Origin of the sequence: Desulfoluna sp. (genome assembly GCF_030145185.1) — a bacterium.
In the GTDB taxonomy this organism is placed as follows: Bacteria; Desulfobacterota; Desulfobacteria; order Desulfobacterales; family Desulfolunaceae; genus Desulfoluna.
Genome location: NZ_JAQYWB010000038.1, coordinates 19,229 through 39,376, shown reverse-complemented (window position 1 = coordinate 39,376; position 20,148 = coordinate 19,229). Strand labels below are relative to the sequence as shown.

The window sequence follows — 20,148 nt, the reverse complement described above, 5'->3', positions numbered from 1 at the left end:
ATCCCCCATCTCATTCCGTGTGCCTGCCATCCGATCTTGCCATGCGAACCTCAATGCCGACGCCTGCAATCCATGCATCGAGAATCGCCTCAACATGCCTGAGGAACAACGCCATCAGAGCAGAAAAACCGGGCTCATAGTCATCGAAATAGAGCCAGTACACATACTTAACCGTCCCTTCCCCATCTTCTTGCCGGGCAGAGGTTTCGATCCGAACATCGGCCAGAAGAGAAAGAATCTGGCCAAACCGGCTCTGCGGTTTCACCCCCAGGGCTTGAAGGATATCCATCAGGTCATTGCGGCTCAACTCCGACCTGTTTGTCAGGGTAAGAAAACGAAGAAAAACATCCAGGTTGTCCTGCAGGGGCGTCTCAACATGGGGAATCGGCTCCAAGGCAAGTCGCCAGTCCAGCCCCACGGTGCCCCGACTGAAGGGGGCAATCTCCAGCCGTTGTGACAGGGTATTGGAGAACCAGGGCTGAATCCACCGCGCGTTGATCGAAAGGGTCTTCGGATCCTGAAACGCCGTGGGATAGTGAAGGTTAAGACGGTGGTGCTTGTGCCCTTCGCTGTCTGTGATCTCTTCCGACTCCCAGGAGGGAGCCGATACAAAGAGGATCCCGGGGTCTATGGGAGCCATACCCGTCTTTGTGACTTCAAAAACCCCCTGAACAGAATGAAGTTCAAAACCGTTCTCCATATCCGGATGATAAATTCCGCAGAGCTCCTGGGTTCCCGTGTAGAGCACTGGCCTGGCCATATCCTGGCGCAGGTTGGCGATGGGTACGGCAAAGAGATGAAAAAGCTCGGGGGTCAGGGCCAGAGTCACCGGCCAGTCGGGAGCCAGGTCCAGACAAAGGGTAAAGGTGGTCCAGCTGCCCACGGGCTGCGGGACCTCTATATTGATAAAAAGCTCCTGCCAGGGAAAGTGAAAAAACAGCCTCTCTTTTTCTAAAGGATGCGTCACATCCACCTCGTCTTGAACCCTCCCGAAGGTGATGTCGCAGGGCATACCGGCGGTTTTCTGATCCGCATGTTCATCAAACACAACCGTCGCTTTCAGGACATGTCTCTGCAAAGCGGAATGGATGGCAAGGGAGGTCTCGTAATCGTTCAAGTGATTGATGAAGAAACGAAGCTGTCCGATTTCATCGTTTCGCGCAAAGGACGTTTTCAGCCTGAGCATCAATCGGGTGACGGCATCGGGAAGCTGGACCGTCCCCAGGTCGTCAAGGACAACGGGCAGAATGTTCAAGGTATGCAGGGTCTGAAAAATGGCGGTCCCCCCGGACTCCGGTGCGAGCACAATTTCCGACCCTTTGGGATAACAGGCGGTGTCCGCAAACATTCCTGTGGGCACCGCCTGGAGGACGGCCATGGAGGGGAGGGGTGTGAGGAGATAGGGAAAAAACTGCTGAAAAATCCTGCGACGTGTCGCGCTGTTGTGCCTGACCCCGGCAAGACGCGTTCGTGCGGATAAGAGGGCCATGGCTTCAATCAACCGCCGGACATCCGGGTCCTCTCGATCCAGGGGAGCACCGGGGTGAAGGGAGGTGTAGGACATGCGAAATCGGTCCAGTTCGTCCATCTCCTCCAGAAACGTTTGATACAGGGTCTCATCGATGCGCATAAGCTCTCTCACCCAAGTTTAACAATCCCCTTGATATTGGAAATACTGCCTTTAAGGGTGGCGATTCCGTTTGAAATCAGATCCATCAATCCCTTTGCCTCAAGTTTAATGCTGGCCCCCGTGAGCTCGGCGCTTGCCGTCCCCTCCATGGCCAGGGTGGTTCCCTTGACGGTCGTCGCCGATGAGCTGGTAATCGTCGTATCAAGGGCCGAATACTCTGCGGCCCGGTCTGCGGTCACGGCCACCGCTCCGCTCTTGATTTCAAAATCCTCACGACTCTCAAGGTGGGTCTTTTTCGTGGACGTACAGGTGATGGTCTCCGCATCCAGAGAGAACGTTTTACACGACACCTTAATACTGTCGGAGTCCTGAATGATCGTACTCGTCTCACTGGGCCCTGCGACCGTGGTCGTGATACGGGTGCCATCGAGAATAAACGTCTGGGTAATGTTGTCATCACGATTCTCAGCCGTGACGACAATCCCTTTTTCCTTACTGATCTCCAGACGACACACAAGGGTTCCCATGGCATTCCAGTAACGGCAAAGTTAAGGTGGGTTACTCTTCTTTTGTTTCCAGGATAATGGTGCCTTCCTGAACATGAATGATCTCGGTATCGCTGCCCGAGGTTCGCTTGATATTGAGCTGTGGCTTGCCGTCGACATACACATGGCTGATAGAGGTGCAGTCGTCTGTGGTCTTGCCCAGAAGAAGGTGGTTACCCTGGCTCTCCATGGGAAGACGGCCACCGGGACGAACATCGAGAAAACGTGCGATCCGTGCGACGTGAAATTCAAGGGCCACAAGAACCCGTTGCCCCTTAAAGGCGGGAAAATAGAAATGGCCGGGGGCGAAAAAGGGTTCATACGGCACCACAACCTCCCGCCCTTCAAAAATAGGAATCTCCACTCTGTAGCAGTCGAGGGCGGTTTCGGGATGCTCGTAAACCTGGTAGGTCTTCTCTTCTTCCTTGCCCTGTTCGCTGACGACCCGACCCTCCACATAAACAGGAAAAGAGGGGTGCCTGTACTCCGGCAGAAGAAAGGCTTTCTCCTCTTTAAGCTCCAGGGTGGAACGCATCTCTATTTTGTAGCGTGCAAACAAAAGATGGCGATCCGAATCCGGGTGATCCGATACGGCACTGGCCTCGATCACCGTGTCTCGCATGCGGTACTCATTTTTATGGGAAAGGATATGCACATTCCAGACGGCCTCCCTGAGCTTGACAAAGCACCCGGGTACCCAGGCGACACAGGGAAAGCGGCTGTGGACAAGGCGCACCTCATAACCCCGACTCTTCGGCTTTAGCGATGCCACGGAGAAAACATCTTCAAAATCCGAGGTGATGGCAAGGCTCATCGTGGTATCCTGATACAGGCCGTCAGCGGCCTGTTTATGCGCGGTCTCTCGTGTCTGAGCGTTTTCTGAAAAAGAGTTCAGCAACCTGTCGTTGGTGCGGGATGTCTCCGGGAATTCGACGGAAAGCTCTTTAATCCACTCCTCGTCCAGTTCAAAGGGTTCCCCTTCCGTATTTTTCTCACCCAAAAGCGCGTAGCTGTTCTCTTTGTAATCGTACACCAAGGCCCCGTTTTGGGCATCCGCACACCACAGGATAAAATCATAAAAACTGGCCCCCTTGCCATGGGCATACCCGGGAAGGGTGTTCACGGAAAAACGCCGATTCATACGTTCCCAGTCACAGGACAGTTCGACGCCGGCTCTGTTCGCTTCGATCAGCTCTTTCACGGTACCGTCAACGACGAGATCACAGGGGAAATGCTGCGACCACAGCACACGCCCCGTATCGGCAAAATCTATCCGGTAACGGCGGTAAAGAACAGGATCTCCCGCAAGGTCCACATTGCTGATGGTCAACTCCTCAAGTAAGGCTTTCCCGGTCACGAGCCCCTCGAGTTTCACCGGGGTCTCTTCGGCATCATCCGGCCTGAGATGGGCCTGAAATGACAGCTCAACCTTGATCAGGTCCTGGGTGATAAACTCCGGGAAGAGCGTGTCCTCCGCCACTTCGGAGGAGACCCAGAACCCGGCTTCGGCGACAAAGCCAAAGGGCTGCAACCGTACCTTCAGAGATTTGATATGTCCTCCGGGTACCTTAAATGCCTGGGTGCCGATAAAAAGCATCAGCTCCATCTCTAACGTATCGGTAAAGATCATCGCATCCTGCCTTGGTCTCACACGCTTTTTACATTGAGATTCTTATTAACCGAGTTAAACTCCATAAGCAGAGACTCTCGGGTCTCCTTGACATTGCACTCTATCCGAAAGGAAATGCGAAACGGGTCGTCATCGTTTTCTATGGAGATGCTCATCACCTCGAGCCGAGGTTCATACTGCTCAATATTGAACCTGACCTCCTCCATCACCGCAGCCGACAGATGATCACGGGAACTGTACTCATTCATGTCCCGAATGCCATAGCCCTTAAGAAAGCTGCCAAACCCCTGTCGGGTGTTCAGGATATGGTTCAGGTTGTCTATGACACTCCTGAGCCCGGCATCCCCTTTTCCGGCCCCATCGCGGTTACTGAACCGATCGAAAAATGTCATGGTTCACCCCTGTGATACATCCGCAGCCCATCAACAATGTCACTGTCCCATACGCCAATAGACATAAAAGTCTGCCTCTGCAAGATCCGGTCTGCTGAAGAACGCCACCGACATTTCATTGAGTGCATGATCCCACTCTTCGCTCTCCTTGATCTGATAAAATTCGACCTCGGAGCCAAAGGTATGCTGAAAAGGGGGGCGCTCCACTTTTTTCAAGGGGATCCCGTGCAGCGCCATTTTATGAACAAAAGGCAGCCGGGTCACCCCGGCGAGCTTAAGGTTATCCAAGGACAAAGTATCGGTAAGCTGCGCGCGTTGAACCAGAAAATAGACATCGGTGGCCTGGCGGACTTCGTCTGGCAACCCCACCTCGTAAAGATTGTCCTGAAGCGTGAACGTAACGTACGGTGGCCTGCTGCGCACAAGGTGCATCTGATTTTTCAACCGCTCCACGGCCTCCTTCAGGAGCACGGGTTGATCATGGCGATAAGGCTGTGTGATATTTTGTGGGGTTGTATTTCTGTAAAAACAGACATCCGCATAGAGGGTTTGCACTTCATCGTAGAGATAAAAGGGATGCAGAGTGATCCCGGTTTTATAATTTTCCAGCATTCGCTGTGCCCTGAAGACAGACTTGAGGCACTGCTTGACGCTGAAGAGACTGTCCCCGCTCACATAACTGGACGAATCCATGGTCAGGTTATAGCGAAACAGCTCCAGGGCCTCGGAGAGCGCGGTCATCTCCTCCGTCAGAAAAGGGGAGGCCCCCACCTGGAGCAAGGGGGGAATGTAGCCCGACGAAAGGGTCCAGAAACCCTCGGGACTTTTTTTCATCTCGGCCAGTTTGACGGTATCCAGGGCTTCCGGGTACTCCTGCTCTGCGGTCAGCTCCAGGCGGTACCGAGTCCGTTTGACGCCATCGCCCTCCTTCCCCCCCCAGCCATTGGTGGCATCCGTCTCTGCAACGCCGCGCCTTAGCACATGCAGATACACAGAGACGGTCGTCATGCCGGTCAGGTTCAGGTTCACCTGCGAAGCTCCGGCATTGCCCGGCACATTAATCAGAAGGCCGTTGGCGGTCACAAGGGTCATCGCTTCGATGGAGAGGACCCCTTCGCTTAAAAGAGATCCGTTGAACTTGAGCTCCCCCACCCCATACCAGGGAAGGCCCAAAAGCCGAAACCGAAGAATAATATCTGCAAGGATCGACTCCTCCAGGGCAACGAGATGCTCGGGCAAAAGAGCCTGCCCCATCTCCCAGCTTACGCGCGCAAGTTTCTCATTCATTTGTACCCGTGACTTTTTTTCTGTGTTGATTTTTAAGAGCCGCCGGAGGGTTCCCGGTTCATGCCAGCCCGTGAAGAAGGGACTCCTTACGCGGCGACCGTGACTCCCCAGCGCTTGACAACCTTATCCGTCACTGAAAACGCGAGATGTGTTTCCTGCTCCAGATCTTCGGGCATTACGCTGATATTCAGGCAGAAATTCAAGGGAGAGACCACCTCCATCCCTTCATCCATGTCGATGGATACGTTCAATTCCCCCCCTGCTTTTTCAATCAGCCCTTTCAGGGCAGCGTCATTGGAGTGAAAGGCCTTGTAATATTTCTTCTTGTCGGGATCGTAGGCATAAATCGTAAACTGAAACTCCACCGAGGTGTTGCTCAATTCCGTATTTGTCAACACGGCCAGATTCTTCTTGTTGGCATTGGAGACCTGGCAGGAGATCTGAATGGACTCAGCAAACCCCCCATTCCAATAGATCGCGGACACGACCCCCGTCACCTTTTTTTTATCGCCAGCGAGGTCTTCAGGGTCGGTGACCCCAAGGTCTACGTCCAGCTCCTTCTCCCCAATTTTAAGTTTATTGATATGACCCACCATGTCCTGGGCATCTTTTTGGAAATTGAAGCCCTGTGAAACGCTGCAGGAAAAACTGATAGCTGCCATGCTGAAACCCCTCCTGATAATATGGTTGACGGCCTCGCTGTGACTCCGTTGCTCCCTCTGGCTTGCACACGGACGGCTGCGAGGCTCTTTTATAAAAAAATGACTGTTTAAAGTCTTGCGTCAAGCCTGAGCTCTGCATCCATGCCTTCAAATTGAATGTGAGGCAGTATGCCCATCTTGCAGTCGTACCATCCGATCATCCCCTCTCGCTCCACCACCTCCACAAAGGCCGCTTTGAACGGATACGAACGAAGGGTCAGGTCATCGGGATTCACCACGGTGGTCACATACTGATAAATCCAATTTGACAGGGTGGTCTGGATATAGCTGGCATCGGCTGTGCTGCCGATGTTATCGCGCATAATAGACTTGATATAATGGGCGATGCGCGTAATGGAAAAGGTATACGAAAGATTGGTCACAAGCTGGGCATTTTCCGAATCCTTCGGGTCTTTAAAGGCCTTGGATTTCTTCAGCGACTGACAACTGAAAAAACAGGCATCGGCGGTCCCTTTGCGATAGATCAGAGGAATAAACCCACAGTTGGCAAACTCAAGCTCACGGTAATCAGGGATCGCCATTTCAATGGGAATCTTGATCTCCTCCTCCCCTCGCACATTAAAGGTATGCACAGGCAATCCATTCACCAATCCGCCCCCTTTGGGACCGCGCAGGTACTGACACCAGCCGGACTGACCGAAGGATCGGACCATATTCTGGGCAAACAGCAACGAGGCGCTGCCCCAGAGATAACTGCTGTCGCGATCTCCCTGTACCTCTTCCTCAAAAGAAATCCCCCGGCAGGGATTGGTCTCCGGGTCATAGGGGAGCCGCAGCACATACCGGGGCAGAGTCAGCCCGAGATAAGCGGCCTCTTCAGAATCGCGAAGCTTGCTCCATGAACCGTATTTGGGGTGGTTCATGAGCCCTTCCAGGTCTTTGATGGCGGAGAGCTCTTCAATGGAATCGCACCCAAAGAACTTCGGTGACACGGAGCCCACAAAGGGGGAGTGGCTGGCTGCCGCGATTTTCCCCATGATCTTCAACCAGAACTCATCATCCGGGGTGTGTTCGAATTCATGCAGGCCGATAATGCTGCCGAAGGGTTTGCCTCCATACTGATCGTACTCGCTGATATAGATTTTCTTAAACAGCGCACTCCCGGTGATATCCACGGCGTTGGCTTCAAAATCCTCAAAAAGCTCATCTTTTGACACATCCAGAATATCAATCATGATATCTGCTTTAAAATTTGTATTCAAAATCAAATCACCGAGGGATCGCCAGGATGATTCCATTTTTTTGAAGTTCTCATGGTGGATGATTTCATTCAGCTGATCGTTGACAGACTGATCAATGCTGGCGATCAACGCCTGGATGCTGCCCTTGTCAAGACGCCCGGAGCTCGTGTCAATATTCAACAGCAGCGCCGCCAATCCGGAGATAAAGCGATTCTCTTCGCTGATATCCTCCCGGACCACCTGAAGCTCGTCCTGAATCATGGGAACCGGCTCACTTACCTCTGTTTGAAGACGCATGCTCGAAAGGAAACGCTTCAAATCAAGCACCTGGGTCTCGTCCACGGTCTCCACCGCTTTTTTGGTTTCTTCAGCCATCGCTCTTTGGCCTCCTTGGTCAAGTGGGTTCTTAGGACTGGTTTCCCGACGGAAGTTTCAGGCTCTGAAAGTCCTTCAGGTCTTCCATCATCTTCGCAAGGGCCTCCTCATTGCTCAGGAGTTCATTGAGCAGCTTGCGAAACTCTTTTCGGTTGTCCACATTGGAGACGACCTCCTCAAGGAGAGTTTTCATCTGCAGCAGACCTTTAAGCTTGGGCACATGCATGGCGACCTTGTCCGGCGAAAAGGAGCTCATGCTGTCAATGGGAATGTCCACGTTCATGTCTTCCTCAGACGCCGGGTCAATCTTATTTGCCACGGCGAACTTCACAGACATGCCCATGTCTCTCATCACGGAGTCGGTGTTGGTCCCATCGAGATTTCTCAACCGCCGCTCCTCAAGATCCACCGTCCTGTCCGTGGAGGTTCCCTGGGAAAAATCGCCTTCCACGAGCAGTCTCAGAGGCAGGGTCATGTCCTCCGGCTGACCGTTGACCTCGGTTTTATACCTGAGCGTCAGACGGGATTTTGGAATTTCATCCTGAATAGCCATCTCTCTTCTCCTTGATGTGATCTAAGGGTTTATATTTAAAGGGTCTGGGGCCACAGAAATTACCCCTGCATAAGAAAGGCTCTCAGGGCGGTCAGACATCGAAACACCTCCCCTTGGGCTCTTTTCGCCAGAAAACCGGAAAGATACTGGTCACGGCACCATGCATGATCTACCTTCCGGTCCGAAAGCAACCTTGGAATCAGAGGCACGCTGACCACCGTATCCGGCTGAAACTCATCCCCCATCTCACGGGCAATGAGGGCGCGACTGTCTTCCTCAAGGGTCGGTGGGTGAGCCTCCGGCCCCAGGCCTGTAAACACCAGCAGGACAAGGCAGCATCCATCGGGTCGGTCACTGCGCGGACACGCCACGATGGAAAAGAAGAGATCGACCGAGGCAAAACCGTCCCGAAGCACAGTCAACAGTTCATCCACCGGATAAACCGCGCCATGCCTGCTCACCCCGTCAACCCCTGTAAAAAGCCATTCATGCCTGTGTGACGTCAGCATGCTCCCCGCGGGGTGCATGAGATCTTCGGGCGCTCCGGGCAACGAGAGACTCAGCGCCCCACCCGGCATGGGGTTCTGTAAGCCCGGAGCGCCAAGGGACCAGCCACAGCCTGCTGGGGGCAACACCATCATATGGGCCGTGCCCTGACGACGCGCCGAGACGAGTGAACACCCCCCCAGGGCAGCATCCCACCGAAGGTTAAAGGCAAAGGAACGGTCAAGATGGAGCCTTCGAACAAAGAGTTGCCACCGATCCAGATCGAAAGACTCTGCGGGGTTGCGAAACCAGCTCTCCCATCGGCCATCGAGAGGATAAGATGTATCGAGCAGCATCTCCCGGACCCGGCATGACACCCCAAAGGCCGTGATCGGCCTGCCATCCATGAGACCCGCGTCTGAAACCAGATCGCCAGGCCGCAGATGACACCAGCTGGCCCCACAGAGAAGGCCGACGAGAAGCAGGGCCGGCTGAGTCTCCAAAAGATGAAAGCCAGGGGCTGCGTAGACCTTGCCCGGCCGAAGTCCCAGGCTGATCAACCCATCACGAAGCGCGGAGAGATAGGCCGCTTCACTGGATATATCCACCGGCACCAGGGATGCCGATGAGCCCCTCGGAAAAAGACGAAAAACAGGATCACCCGCCGGGTAGCCATGAAAAAACTGGGGGACAGGTGGCATCCCCTCCGCCTCGTCGGACAAGACAGAATCCATCCATGCATTGAGCAGAGGATACGACGCAGGCTCTGCGGTGATGTAATCCGGCTGCAGCTGTTCCAGTCGAGCCTGCAAAAAGTGCCTCCCCCAGGGGGGGAGCAGAGAGATGACCGCACCTGATTTCAAACCTGCCAGAAGATCCGAGGCCAGCTCCACGCCCTCGAAACGGACCAGGCACACGGTCTGCCCGGGCACCAGTCCCTGGCGAGCCCAGCGGGCGGCTTTGATGTCAGCGGCACGCCCCAGTTCTGCGTACGAAATCTCTCGGAGCCCACCATCGGAATCGACCCAGCTTATGGCAGGCACCGGGTTGGCCCTGTTTCGCTGGGTGATGTCATGGTAAAAATCGTAGGTGCTGAAAAGGGTACTGGCCCCATGAAACCCGTAGAGTTCATCCAGAGATCGCTTCATATCCCGCCAGAACGCTTTGCGATGGTGTCGGCTCTCCTCAAGCCATGGTTGCTCTTCAAAGCGCTGATCGCCTTCCAGACGCAATCCCTGCTCTATCAGGGCAAGGTTTAAAATCGGCTCCATCCCTTAGGTTCCGTCCGCGGTTTCGGGGTCTTCGTCGTCGTCGCGCTTCAACCGGATGTTATTGGTTTCCACGACGATGTCATATTTTTTTTCATAAGGACTGGGGATCATAAGTTTCCAGCTGTTTCCAGGCTGGGTAAACATCCCGTAGATGCCGATTTCTGTTTTTTCGGGCCTTAAGACCTTGATCTTTTTTTTCTCGCCGGGAAGAAGCATTCGCCAGAACAACAGACTCTCATCATCGGGATCCGAATAAATCATGTCCGCGATATCGTCGTAATATTCAATCAGAAAATCCTTTCGGTTGACCTCCCGAACCACAAGATACAAAGGGCGTCCGTCATTGATGTCTGGTTCGGAGGTAATATGAAAGGTGATCTTCTTCTTATTGGAGCAGCCACAAAACGCCATCAGAATCACAAGCATCAGCAAAATGGAGATTGCGCCCGATTTCCTCGTGGCTGCACCGATCATTTTTCTGTTCATAACGTCATGACCTTTTTAAAATGAGAGAACACGCAAAGAATCGCCGAAACCATCCGTTTTGTTTAACTGAGCCAAGCCTCACTGGGGCAAAATGAAAATCGCCCAGGGATCGCGGGTCTGAATGCCAAATCGAACCTTCACGGCATCCGCCTCCCCTCCCCTCACCAACCCTGTCTCGGGATGCGTGTCACGATCTTTCTGGGAGTAGTGGACCACCCAGGTCAGCATGGCTATATTGCCGTAAACATCAGAATCTCCCGGGTGTTCAAGGGGTAAAACAGCGTCTGGTGCCTCGCCTGGATCGGTCAAGGCATCCATCACCACCATGTCGTCGCTTTTTTGAAGAAGATGAAAAAAACTCCAGGAGGATTTCCCGACGGCAACCGCATTCTGCAATTTTGCGGTGCCATCATCTGTGACAAGTTCAACCCCAACCGCCGCGCTGCTTTCGCGTGACCAGTCGAAGATTAACTTCTTCCACGAAGGCTGCTGGTTAAAGCCAAACAGAGAGAACTCTCCTGCATGCAGATAGGACAGGGCCACCACCGGAACGTTTTCGCGAACAGCCGCCAGAGGATAAGGCCGCACCATAAACTCAAGGGACTTCGGCTCTCCCTTGGGATCCCACAGCGTGGTGGTGAGCCGCGAGATGGCATTCACGGTCTCTATGAGTTGATCGGGAAGAATCGGATTCTCTATCGGGGAGGGACGCACGCGCCAAACCCCGGCCTCTTCGTGAAAAACAGGAGATAAGAGGCTCCTGAAGAGTGGCCAGAAATGGCCATGGGGATGGGTCGCCCGCGCAAGGACGGCCCCAGGCACATCCCTCGTAGAGGTCCGATTAAAGGGGAAGAAGCCATAAAGGCTATAGATATCGGACTCGAACAATGCGTCCCAAATATTCTTTATTTCGTCTTCAATCTCAGGCAATCCCAAATAGTAAGCCAGGTAGACAGGGTCCTTAAACACACCCTGCCACTCTTTGGGGATACCGACGCTCTTCACCCATTGCTTGATCAGATTTAAGTACGACTCCTCCCCATCCTGCAAAATAGCAAAACTGATTTGTCCGATGGGGGATAACCGTTTTTTAAAATCCTTAAGGTCCCTTGCCTGTGAAGACCCATTGCCGATATCGAACAGCATCTGCTCCAGAAAGGCCTTGTATTTGTCCAGCTCTGGAAAGACCCCTTTGTGCTCGGCCAGTAGGCGCTGAAGAAACTCAAAGGCCTCCATTTTCCGGGCGAATGAAGCCAGATAGGTATTGTCTCCTGTATCCAGCAGGGTGTTGTCCTTGACAGCCAGCAGAACCTCCATGAAGGGGGAGTTTGGCAGGGTCAACTGTCGCAACACGTAACGCAGAGAGGCCAGTGACCTGGCCTGAATCTCGAAATCCATATAATAATTCTGATAGGCGGAAGCATATCGCCGACCATAGGCGTCAATCTCTTTAAAAAGAAAATTTGAAAAATAGATTTTGTCCTTTTCCGGGACAGGCAGCGACTCAATAAATCCGGGAAGCTCTGTGAGCACTGGCTTGACTCGTTTTTCAAAGGCATTTCGTGTAAACCTGCCGTCAACCCTGGCCTGCCCCTTGAACAGAAACATCCCGTCGTTTGCGGTGTTCATCACCAGATCAGGAAAATCCTCTTTTGAAAGGAAAAAGAGCATTCCATCATTTCGTTTGTTATGGTTGATAAAATCATTGAGGAACAGGGTCATCCGGCTGCGATTCAGGAGGTTGTTCCACTGGGACGCTCCAAATTTAAATTCACGGCCGGTCAGCATAAAATGAAACAGCTCATCTTTGCTGCTTTGAAACCCCTTATATGTGTGCATGACCTTCAGGTTTTCATACAACCCGGCAAGATTCATCTCATCGGTTATCTCGGGAGAGGTGATGCGTGATTGATGTAAAAACCGTAAAAATTTCTTAATGGATTCATGTCGAATCTGACTCTTGAGGCCTGCCGTGTCATCTTGAACGTCATCGATGTTCAAGAGCGCTTCCCTGCGCAAGAGCTCTGCCACCTTCAAAGAGAGATCGTAACGCTCAAGGGCTCGAATTTTACCAAGAAAACCCGCCGTCTCCTGCATGAGCTCATGAAACTCTGAGCGCGTAATAACCGGCTGTTTGTAAAACCGATTTATTTTCTCAAGAAACACCAGCAAAGCATGGGGATCGTCGATAATGCCTTTCTTGCGACTGTACAGGTAATCATTCGTATCGAGGATCACGCTGTACGAAGCCTTATTGTAATTGATGTAATCCTCGATCAAGAGACTCGAAACGCCCGTATTCTCAGTCCACTCCTTAATATGATCCAGAATCAACGCCCCAAGGTCATTGTCCCGGGTCGCATAAAGCAACCCCAGCAGATAAACCACCTTGTTCCTGGCATCTCCCACCTGACGGACATCCTCCAGTGAAGCCGCCTCCCAGGAATTTTCTGCCACTGAAAACTTCTCCAGCTCCGGAAGGAGATAAAATTTTCGAATATTTTCAATTCCACGCCTGAAAAGCTCTTCATCGGCGTGGGGAAAAAAATCAGGCAAAAAGGCCATGAGCGTTCGCTGCTGCATGCTGGTGAGGGGATCCACAAAAAGCTTGTGCATGTTTTGATTGTACTGACTTAGCGGCGCCTTTTCCAAGACGGCTATCTTGAGATGTCTTTCACCGATCAGCTTGTATTCATAAAAAAAGGACGATACCAGGTAGATGAGCCCGATCCCTCCCAGAACAGCCGCGGCGACACGGTGCCTGAAGAGAGGATTGAATTTCTGGATATCTCTGGACGTAAGCGAGGTAGCGAAGGGATTGGAAACCGAGACCTGCTCTTCTGACAGAAAGGCAAGGGAGAGGGTGGCGATTTCCGGTTCAGGAGTCAAGGGATCGGGGCTCTGCAAAACGGCGATAAACCGGGACAACCCTTTAAAAAGTTCCGGGGCGCGATCCATAAAGGTCATTATTTTCAGATAATCTTCGGCGGGAAGTGAGGTCAGCGCGCGAGGCAGATGCTCTTCATAGGGGACCAGGCACTCTGCGAGGCGAGCCAGCTCCTCCTTTGAACTGAACTCAAGCTTCAGCGGGATGCCGTAACGGGCAAGGAACCTGGAAAATTCCGGGAACCCCTCATACCGCTCCATATTGGTCAGGACAAGCCGTACTTTTATCGGGCGTTTTCGGATGCGGGCCAGCAGATTGATCTTCCCACGGATCATCTGGGCCTGTTTTTTTAAAAACAACGGTTCGTCCGTCTGGAACGACGCGCTGTTCAACACAATCATAGCGGTGGGATCTTTGCGCCTGAAAAGAGGGGCCCACAGCTTAATCAAGGCTTTCCGTGCTGCTTTCGACGTATCGTTAAGCAAAGAGGCCGGGATCTCCTGCACCAGCACCTTGGACCCCAAATAAACCTGAAGCAGGGGATTGGCGGTATAACTGGGATAAAATTGTCGCGCATGCCCCTGCCAATCCGTATGGCTGTTGATCAACAGGCTTTTTCCCGCCCCACTCTCCCCGAACACAACAAAATGCTGATACACCATGATCAGCCGCCGGAACTCGGAGGGGATTTGATTTAAAAAGGCTTTCCATGCCTTCACCAGGCTTAAGGGGGGTAACCCTGTGGCACCCTCTTCTTTGCCGGTGCTTTTCTCCGCCTTCCGGGACTTGCCTCGCTTTTTAAAAAAATAAAACGCCATCACGAAAATAAGGATAAGAATCAAAAAGGTCACAAAATAAAGCCAGTTATTCCAGACCCAGAAACCCTTGAGGTTCTCTATGATTTTCATACTGTTCCAGCCATTTTATGATGTTATGGGGGAGCCTTCATCGGAGGTGGAGATCACCAGTGCCTCTTCCGGGGCGGTCACAAAGACCGTCTCATCGGGCTGAATCCTGCCGGCAATCATCTCCTCGGCAAGGGGGTCCTGCAAAAGAGACTGAATCACACGAGTCAAGGGGCGTGCCCCCATGAGCGGATTAAACCCCCGCCGGGCCAGAAGGGCCTTGGCCTCATCGTTGACCGTGAGGCCGATGCCTTTTTCGTGCAGCAACGCCGTAAGACGGGCCAACTGAATGTCGGCGATGGGCACCATATTCTCATATGTCAGCTGCCTGAAAATCAGGATATCATCCAGACGATTTAAAAATTCCGGCCGAAAATGGGACCGGACGGCCTGCATAATCCCCTCCCTCATCGTCTCTCTCTCTTCGTCTGTTTCTGCCGGTTTGATACTTTCAGACCCGAGATTGGAGGTCAGGAGCACAATGGTATTTGTAAAGTCCACGGTCATGCCCTGACTATCCGTCAGACGGCCGTCATCCAGCAGTTGAAGAAAGAGGTTGAACACATCCCCGTGGGCCTTTTCCACTTCGTCAAACAAGATCACACTGTAGGGTTTTCTGCGGACACTGTTCGTCAGCACACCCCCCTCTTCATAGCCGACATATCCTGGGGGCGCTCCCACAAGGCGGGCCACCGAATGCTTCTCCATGAATTCACTCATGTCGATTCGTGTCAGGGCCTTCTCATCATCAAACATGAATTCGGCCAGGGTCTTGGCCACCTCCGTTTTCCCGACACCGGTGGGACCCAGCATTAAAAAGGAGGCGATGGGACGATTCGGGTTCTGGACCCCCGCCCGTGAACGCCTAACGGCCTTTGATATCGCTGAAAGGGCATCGGCCTGGCCGACGACCCTCCGACCCAACAAGGCCTCAAGATTCAGCAGCCTTTCTTTTTCAGTCCCCTTCATTTTGGACACCGGAATGCCGGTCAACCGCGAGACGGTATCGGCAATATCCTCTTCGCTGATCGTCTTCTGCAGAAACGCCTGCTGTGACAGGTCCACATCGGAAAAGTCGTTCAACCGTTTTTCAAGCTCAGGGATCGTTTTGTACTGAAGCTCTGCGACACGAGAAAAATCAGCCTCCTGGACTTTCAGCTCCATCTCCCTTCGGGCCTCTTCCAGCGCTTGCCGGGCCGCCTGAATATCTGCCAGAGCCCTCTTCTCTGTCTCCCATGTTTCCGTCAGCACCCCGCTGGTCGATTTAAGCTCAGACATTTCTGCTTTTAAAGCCTCAAGGCGCTTCAGGGTGAGCGCATCCGTTTCATTTTTTAGCGCCCTGATCTCAATTTCCAGTTCCACGATACGGCCATCCATCTCACTGATCTCCACAGGCTTGGCAGAGAGCCTGATCCGAACGGCAGAGGCGGTCTGGTCGATGAGATCCACCGCCTTATCGGGCAAGAACCGATCCATAAGATATCGGCTGGAGAGTTTCACCGCAGCCACCAGCGCGGCATCGAGAAACTGAACGCCATGGTGGAGCTCATACCGTTCCTTGACGCCCCGAAGAATGGAAAGGGTCTCTTCAAAGGCCGGTTCCTCGACGAGGACCACCTGAAAACGGCGCATCAACGCCATATCTTTTTCAATATGTTTTCTATACTCCGTCAGGGTCGTCGAGCCAATGCAGCGAATTTCGCCTCTGGAAAGAGCCGGCTTGATCAAATTGGCCGCGTCCATGGAGCCTTCGGCACCCCCAGCGCCCACAAGCATGTGGATCTCATCAATAAACAGGATCACATTTCCCGCATCCGCGACTTCCTGAAGCACGCGCTTGAAACGCTCTTCAAACTCCCCCCGGAATTTGGCCCCCGCGATGAGCTGCCCCATATCGAGGGAGAGCAACGCCGCCTTTTTCATATCGTCCGGGACATCCCCTTTGACAATGCGCTGGGCCAAGCCCTCCACCAGGGCTGTTTTGCCGACTCCGGGCTCTCCGATAATAATCGGATTGTTTTTCATCCGCCGCCCCAACACTTGAACGGTCAGCTCCACCTCCCGATTTCGACCGATCACGGGGTCCAGTTCTCCCTTGCGGGCACGCTCGGTCAGATCGATGGCATACTTGGTGAGATATTCGAAATTCCCCTCCGCGAAGGGGGCATTGAGGCTCTGGCCCGGCTGTTTCAGCAGCGTCTCGATGTCCAGGGCGTCAACGCCGGCATCTGTGAGCGCCTTGAGTATCTCGTCTATGTCGACCATGCCCGCCAGAATATGCGCCACCCCTATATATTTTTCCCCCCACCGGGTTGCGATCTCTTCAGCCAGAATAAAGACTCTCTCCAGATCACGGTTTAACGGGGTTTGCTGAGACGCGGCGTCTGCCTTGGGAAGCGTCAATAAATGGCCGTCAACCCGCGCTCCAAGGATGTCCATGTCCGGGCTGAGGGGTGCCAGATAATGCCCGGAACCCCCGTCCTTCTTGCTTATAAGGAGGGCAAACAGGTGCCAGGCCGTGACATATCTGTGATCTTTCCTGACCGCCAGCCGACATGCGCCCTCAATCCATTCCTGGGCTTTTAGCGAAAATTTTTCAATGATCATGCGGCGCTCTCTTTTTGTGAACGGTTTTTATCCGCCGTGCTGCAAAAGCCATAGCCCGGCTCGCCCGAAGGGTGAGAAAATCAGACAGAATACCGTGGATTACATTTTACTTTTTTGAAACGGCTGAAATATTACTATAAAAGACTGTAATTACAAATTATTCCATAGTCCTGATTTCTTTCTCATGAAATATCCGGGATAGCTTCGCCCGTCGGCTTACACCCCACTTTTTTGCTCAGGGGCCAATCCACCGGTTAGGATAAACAGTTTCACTTCTATAAGGATCGCAGCGTAACAAACGCTGAAGAATGACTCACAGCAAGAGACAAGACAGCCATCATTAGATCGCTGCCATAGCCATGCTAATAAAAAATTATCATACGATAACAAAGTGTTATCTCGACTCAGAAACAAACCTGAACAGGCCAGAGGCAACAGGAAAGTCCTGCTGACATTTTTACGAGAGGATAACAGGCCGCGAATTAATTATTTGAAAAAACACAATCAGATGGGGGGGAAATTTTTCTCTTTCAGACAACAGAAGACGTGATGTGGTTTAAATAACTCAGAGGATTGAGTGGTTGTCGTTCTAAACGATGAGATTGTTAAACGCAGTATTATAATTTCATTCTTGTTTTGCAACAGTTATTTTGAAGTTTGAGGACTCTCTCCAACCCGTACGTTTCCCTTCGCATCATCCCCGAAGTCTCTCATATTAATTAAAAAAAAGGGGTAACTATTCAGCGACCCCTTTTTTCTTTATGACCCCGGTCTGACAACACCCTAGGCTTTTCGTCTTCCCCGCGCAGGCGGGGATCCATCTATGAAAATCCGTATCGTCCTCATTTCTAAAATGAAGTACCGGGTGGATGCCTAGGGTGCGCCATGCGCACCGTCAGGCGGATCGTAAACCGGAAACACCGCATGTTGAAATAAGACTCGTGGTCATCGTGAACTTGCGAGGCCGATGGTCCTCTCTACGGTAGAAGGTGCGGGAGCCGCACCCTAGGCGATTCTGTTTGATTTTCTCACCCTTCGGGCGAGCCGGACAAACCCTTCCCTTTTTTGGGGTCATGCCTCTGACGCACAAGGCACAACCCCGATCCACAGAGCCTGATCAATCGTTTAAGTGAATATCCTTGCCCTCATGAACGCGCTTCATATTACGAACGGCGCACATCTTGCCACACATGGTGCAGCTGTCTTCGAACTCCGGCTTGGAGCTTTCACGGTAGCGCTTTGCCTTTTCGGGGTCCATGGCCAGGGAGAACATCTTTTCCCAATCCAGATCCGCGCGTGCCTTGCTCATGGCATTGTCCCAATTCCGGGCACCGGGGATTTTCTTGGCAATGTCAGCGGCGTGGGCGGCGATGCGGGTGGCGATAATCCCCTCTTTCATGTCCTCTAAGTCGGGCAGACGCAGGTGCTCGGCCGGAGTCACATAACAAAGGAAATCAGCACCGTTAGCGGCGGCGATGGCCCCGCCGATGGCGCTGGTGATATGGTCATACCCGGGGGCGACATCGGTCACGATGGGTCCGAGGACATAAAAGGGAGCCCCATGGCAAAGGCGTTTTTCCATCATCATGTTCCCGGCGATCTCATCCATGGACATGTGACCGGGGCCTTCAATCATCACCTGCACATCCTGCTCCCAGGCGCGTTTGGTCAGCTCTCCCAGGGTGATCAGCTCTTCCACCTGAGCGGCGTCGGTGGAGTCGTTGATGCTCCCGGGCCGGCAGCCGTCCCCAAGGCTCAAGGTCAGGTCATATTTGGTGCAGATCTCAAGGAGGCGATCAAAGTGCTCGTAAAAAGGGTTTTCCGCATCGTTTAACATCATCCACGCGTAAAGAAGCGACCCACCGCGGGAAACGATACCGGTGAGGCGATCCTGCCGCTTGATCTTCTCCGCGGTAGCGCGGTTCAGACCGGCATGGATCGTGGCAAAGTCCACCCCGTCCGCGGCATGACGCTCCACCACCTTGAAGAACTCATCCACACTGAGGTCCTTGATGTTCTTGTCATAAAAACCGACGGCATCGTACATGGGAACCGTCCCGATCATGGCGGGACATTCAGCGATAACACGGGTTCTGAACTCCTGGGTTTTCCCGAAGCAGCTCAGATCCATGATCGCCTCGGCCTTCATGGCAACCGCTGCGCGCACCTTGGCTATCTCTGTGTCAAGGTTGCAGCAGTCTTTTGAGATTCCCAGGTTGACGTTGATCTTGGTACGCAACCCCTCGCCGACCCCTTCGGGATCCAGACTGAGATGATTTTTATTGGCCGGAATCGCCACCGTGCCTGCGGCCATACGTGCCATCAGAGTCTCAAGGGGCATATTCTCTTTTTTGGCCACGGTCTCCATGGCACCGGTAACGATCCCTTTACGGGCTGCGTTCATCTGAGTGGTATAGGTCATGTCACTTATTCTCCATGTTTTTACGGATATTTTTTACCCGCGTTGAAATAGTGTCGGCTCCGACGATCTCAGACACCAAAGCGATGGTTTCCGCACCGCGAGCGCGCACTGAAGCGATGTTGTTTTCTTTGATCCCCCCGATGGCCACAAAGGGAATTTTTTGCATCTTCACCACATGATCGAGGTAGGTAAACCCCACAGTGTCGCAGACATCCTTTTTGGTCTGGGTGGCAAAGATAGGGCCGACACCGATGTAATCGGCTCCTGCCTCGGCTGCAGCTGTTGCCTGAGCGGGGCTGTGGGTGGAGAGCCCGATGATGACAGACGCCCCCACGAGTTGCCTCACCACCGAAACGGGCAGGTCATCCTGCCCCACATGAACACCATCAGCCTCCATGGCGATGGCAAGGTCCACGTGATCATTGACGATAAAGGTCACCCCCGCATCTTTTGTCAGCCTGCGCAGGATCTCGCACTGCCGGTATTTCTCCAGCAGGGTCTTCTCTTTTTCCCGGTACTGAATCAGGGTGATGCCGGCATCGATCATTGCCTTGACCACCGTGATGTTGTCCCGCCCCAGCGAGTGCTCTTCGCTGGTGATGCCGTAGATATCGGCACCCGCTATAGATCTCATGGTCTTTCTCCTGACATTAAAAAATTCTTGCCTCCGGCGGCAAGGTGGCGCCACCTTGAAAGCGGGTTTGCGAATGCGCATCGGGAGGCGCCTCTTGAGACTGAAATGCATCCGCATTCGCCCTACGTGTGACGG

14 protein-coding genes are annotated in these 20,148 nt (G+C 53.0%); all 14 read right to left on the bottom strand.

Going from position 1 to position 20,148, the window contains the following annotated elements:
- Positions 1 to 10: 10 nt before the first annotated feature.
- The 14 genes from Q1Q75_RS13335 to thiE all read right to left on the bottom strand — a co-directional run bounded on the left by Q1Q75_RS13335 (position 11) and on the right by thiE (position 20,013).
- Positions 11 to 1,630, bottom strand: coding sequence for a type VI secretion system baseplate subunit TssF (locus tag Q1Q75_RS13335; protein WP_300671480.1), 1,620 nt, complete (start codon positions 1,628 to 1,630; stop codon positions 11 to 13).
- A gap of 8 nt (positions 1,631 to 1,638) precedes the next feature.
- Positions 1,639 to 2,157, bottom strand: coding sequence for a hypothetical protein (locus Q1Q75_RS13330; RefSeq protein ID WP_300671477.1), 519 nt, complete (start codon positions 2,155 to 2,157; stop codon positions 1,639 to 1,641).
- A 31-nt stretch (positions 2,158 to 2,188) separates the two neighbouring features.
- Positions 2,189 to 3,805: a hypothetical protein gene (locus Q1Q75_RS13325; protein WP_300671474.1), complete on the bottom strand. Its 1,617-nt coding sequence runs from the start codon at positions 3,803 to 3,805 to the stop codon at positions 2,189 to 2,191.
- A gap of 17 nt (positions 3,806 to 3,822) precedes the next feature.
- Positions 3,823 to 4,197: a type VI secretion system baseplate subunit TssE gene (gene tssE, locus Q1Q75_RS13320; RefSeq protein WP_300671471.1), complete on the bottom strand. Its 375-nt coding sequence runs from the start codon at positions 4,195 to 4,197 to the stop codon at positions 3,823 to 3,825.
- Positions 4,198 to 4,236: 39 nt separating this feature from the next.
- A complete protein-coding gene (gene tssK / locus Q1Q75_RS13315; protein WP_300671468.1) occupies positions 4,237 to 5,484 on the bottom strand; it encodes a type VI secretion system baseplate subunit TssK in 1,248 nt (415 codons plus the stop codon).
- A gap of 86 nt (positions 5,485 to 5,570) precedes the next feature.
- Entirely contained in the window at positions 5,571 to 6,146 is a 576-nt protein-coding gene (locus Q1Q75_RS13310; RefSeq protein ID WP_300671466.1) for a hypothetical protein, read from the bottom strand.
- Between the two features lie 107 nt (positions 6,147 to 6,253).
- Positions 6,254 to 7,762, bottom strand: a complete 1,509-nt coding sequence (gene tssC, locus Q1Q75_RS13305) for a type VI secretion system contractile sheath large subunit (RefSeq protein ID WP_300671463.1) — start codon at positions 7,760 to 7,762, stop codon at positions 6,254 to 6,256.
- Between the two features lie 31 nt (positions 7,763 to 7,793).
- Entirely contained in the window at positions 7,794 to 8,315 is a 522-nt protein-coding gene (gene tssB / locus Q1Q75_RS13300; protein WP_300671460.1) for a type VI secretion system contractile sheath small subunit, read from the bottom strand.
- Positions 8,316 to 8,374: 59 nt separating this feature from the next.
- On the bottom strand, positions 8,375 to 10,072 hold the full coding sequence (locus tag Q1Q75_RS13295; RefSeq protein WP_300671457.1) for a hypothetical protein: 1,698 nt from the start codon (positions 10,070 to 10,072) through the stop codon (positions 8,375 to 8,377).
- Positions 10,073 to 10,075: 3 nt separating this feature from the next.
- Positions 10,076 to 10,558, bottom strand: a complete 483-nt coding sequence (locus tag Q1Q75_RS13290) for a type VI secretion lipoprotein TssJ (RefSeq protein WP_300671453.1) — start codon at positions 10,556 to 10,558, stop codon at positions 10,076 to 10,078.
- 78 nt (positions 10,559 to 10,636) lie between these two features.
- Positions 10,637 to 14,353: a hypothetical protein gene (locus Q1Q75_RS13285; RefSeq protein ID WP_300671451.1), complete on the bottom strand. Its 3,717-nt coding sequence runs from the start codon at positions 14,351 to 14,353 to the stop codon at positions 10,637 to 10,639.
- Positions 14,354 to 14,368: 15 nt separating this feature from the next.
- Positions 14,369 to 16,957, bottom strand: coding sequence for an AAA family ATPase (locus tag Q1Q75_RS13280; RefSeq protein ID WP_300671448.1), 2,589 nt, complete (start codon positions 16,955 to 16,957; stop codon positions 14,369 to 14,371).
- A 1,117-nt stretch (positions 16,958 to 18,074) separates the two neighbouring features.
- The gene (gene thiC, locus Q1Q75_RS13275; protein ID WP_300671445.1) at positions 18,075 to 19,379 is read right to left on the bottom strand and encodes a phosphomethylpyrimidine synthase ThiC; all 1,305 of its coding nucleotides are present in this window, start codon (positions 19,377 to 19,379) and stop codon (positions 18,075 to 18,077) included.
- A gap of 1 nt (position 19,380) precedes the next feature.
- On the bottom strand, positions 19,381 to 20,013 hold the full coding sequence (gene thiE / locus Q1Q75_RS13270) for a thiamine phosphate synthase (RefSeq protein WP_300671443.1): 633 nt from the start codon (positions 20,011 to 20,013) through the stop codon (positions 19,381 to 19,383).
- Between the last annotated feature and the right edge of the window lie 135 nt (positions 20,014 to 20,148).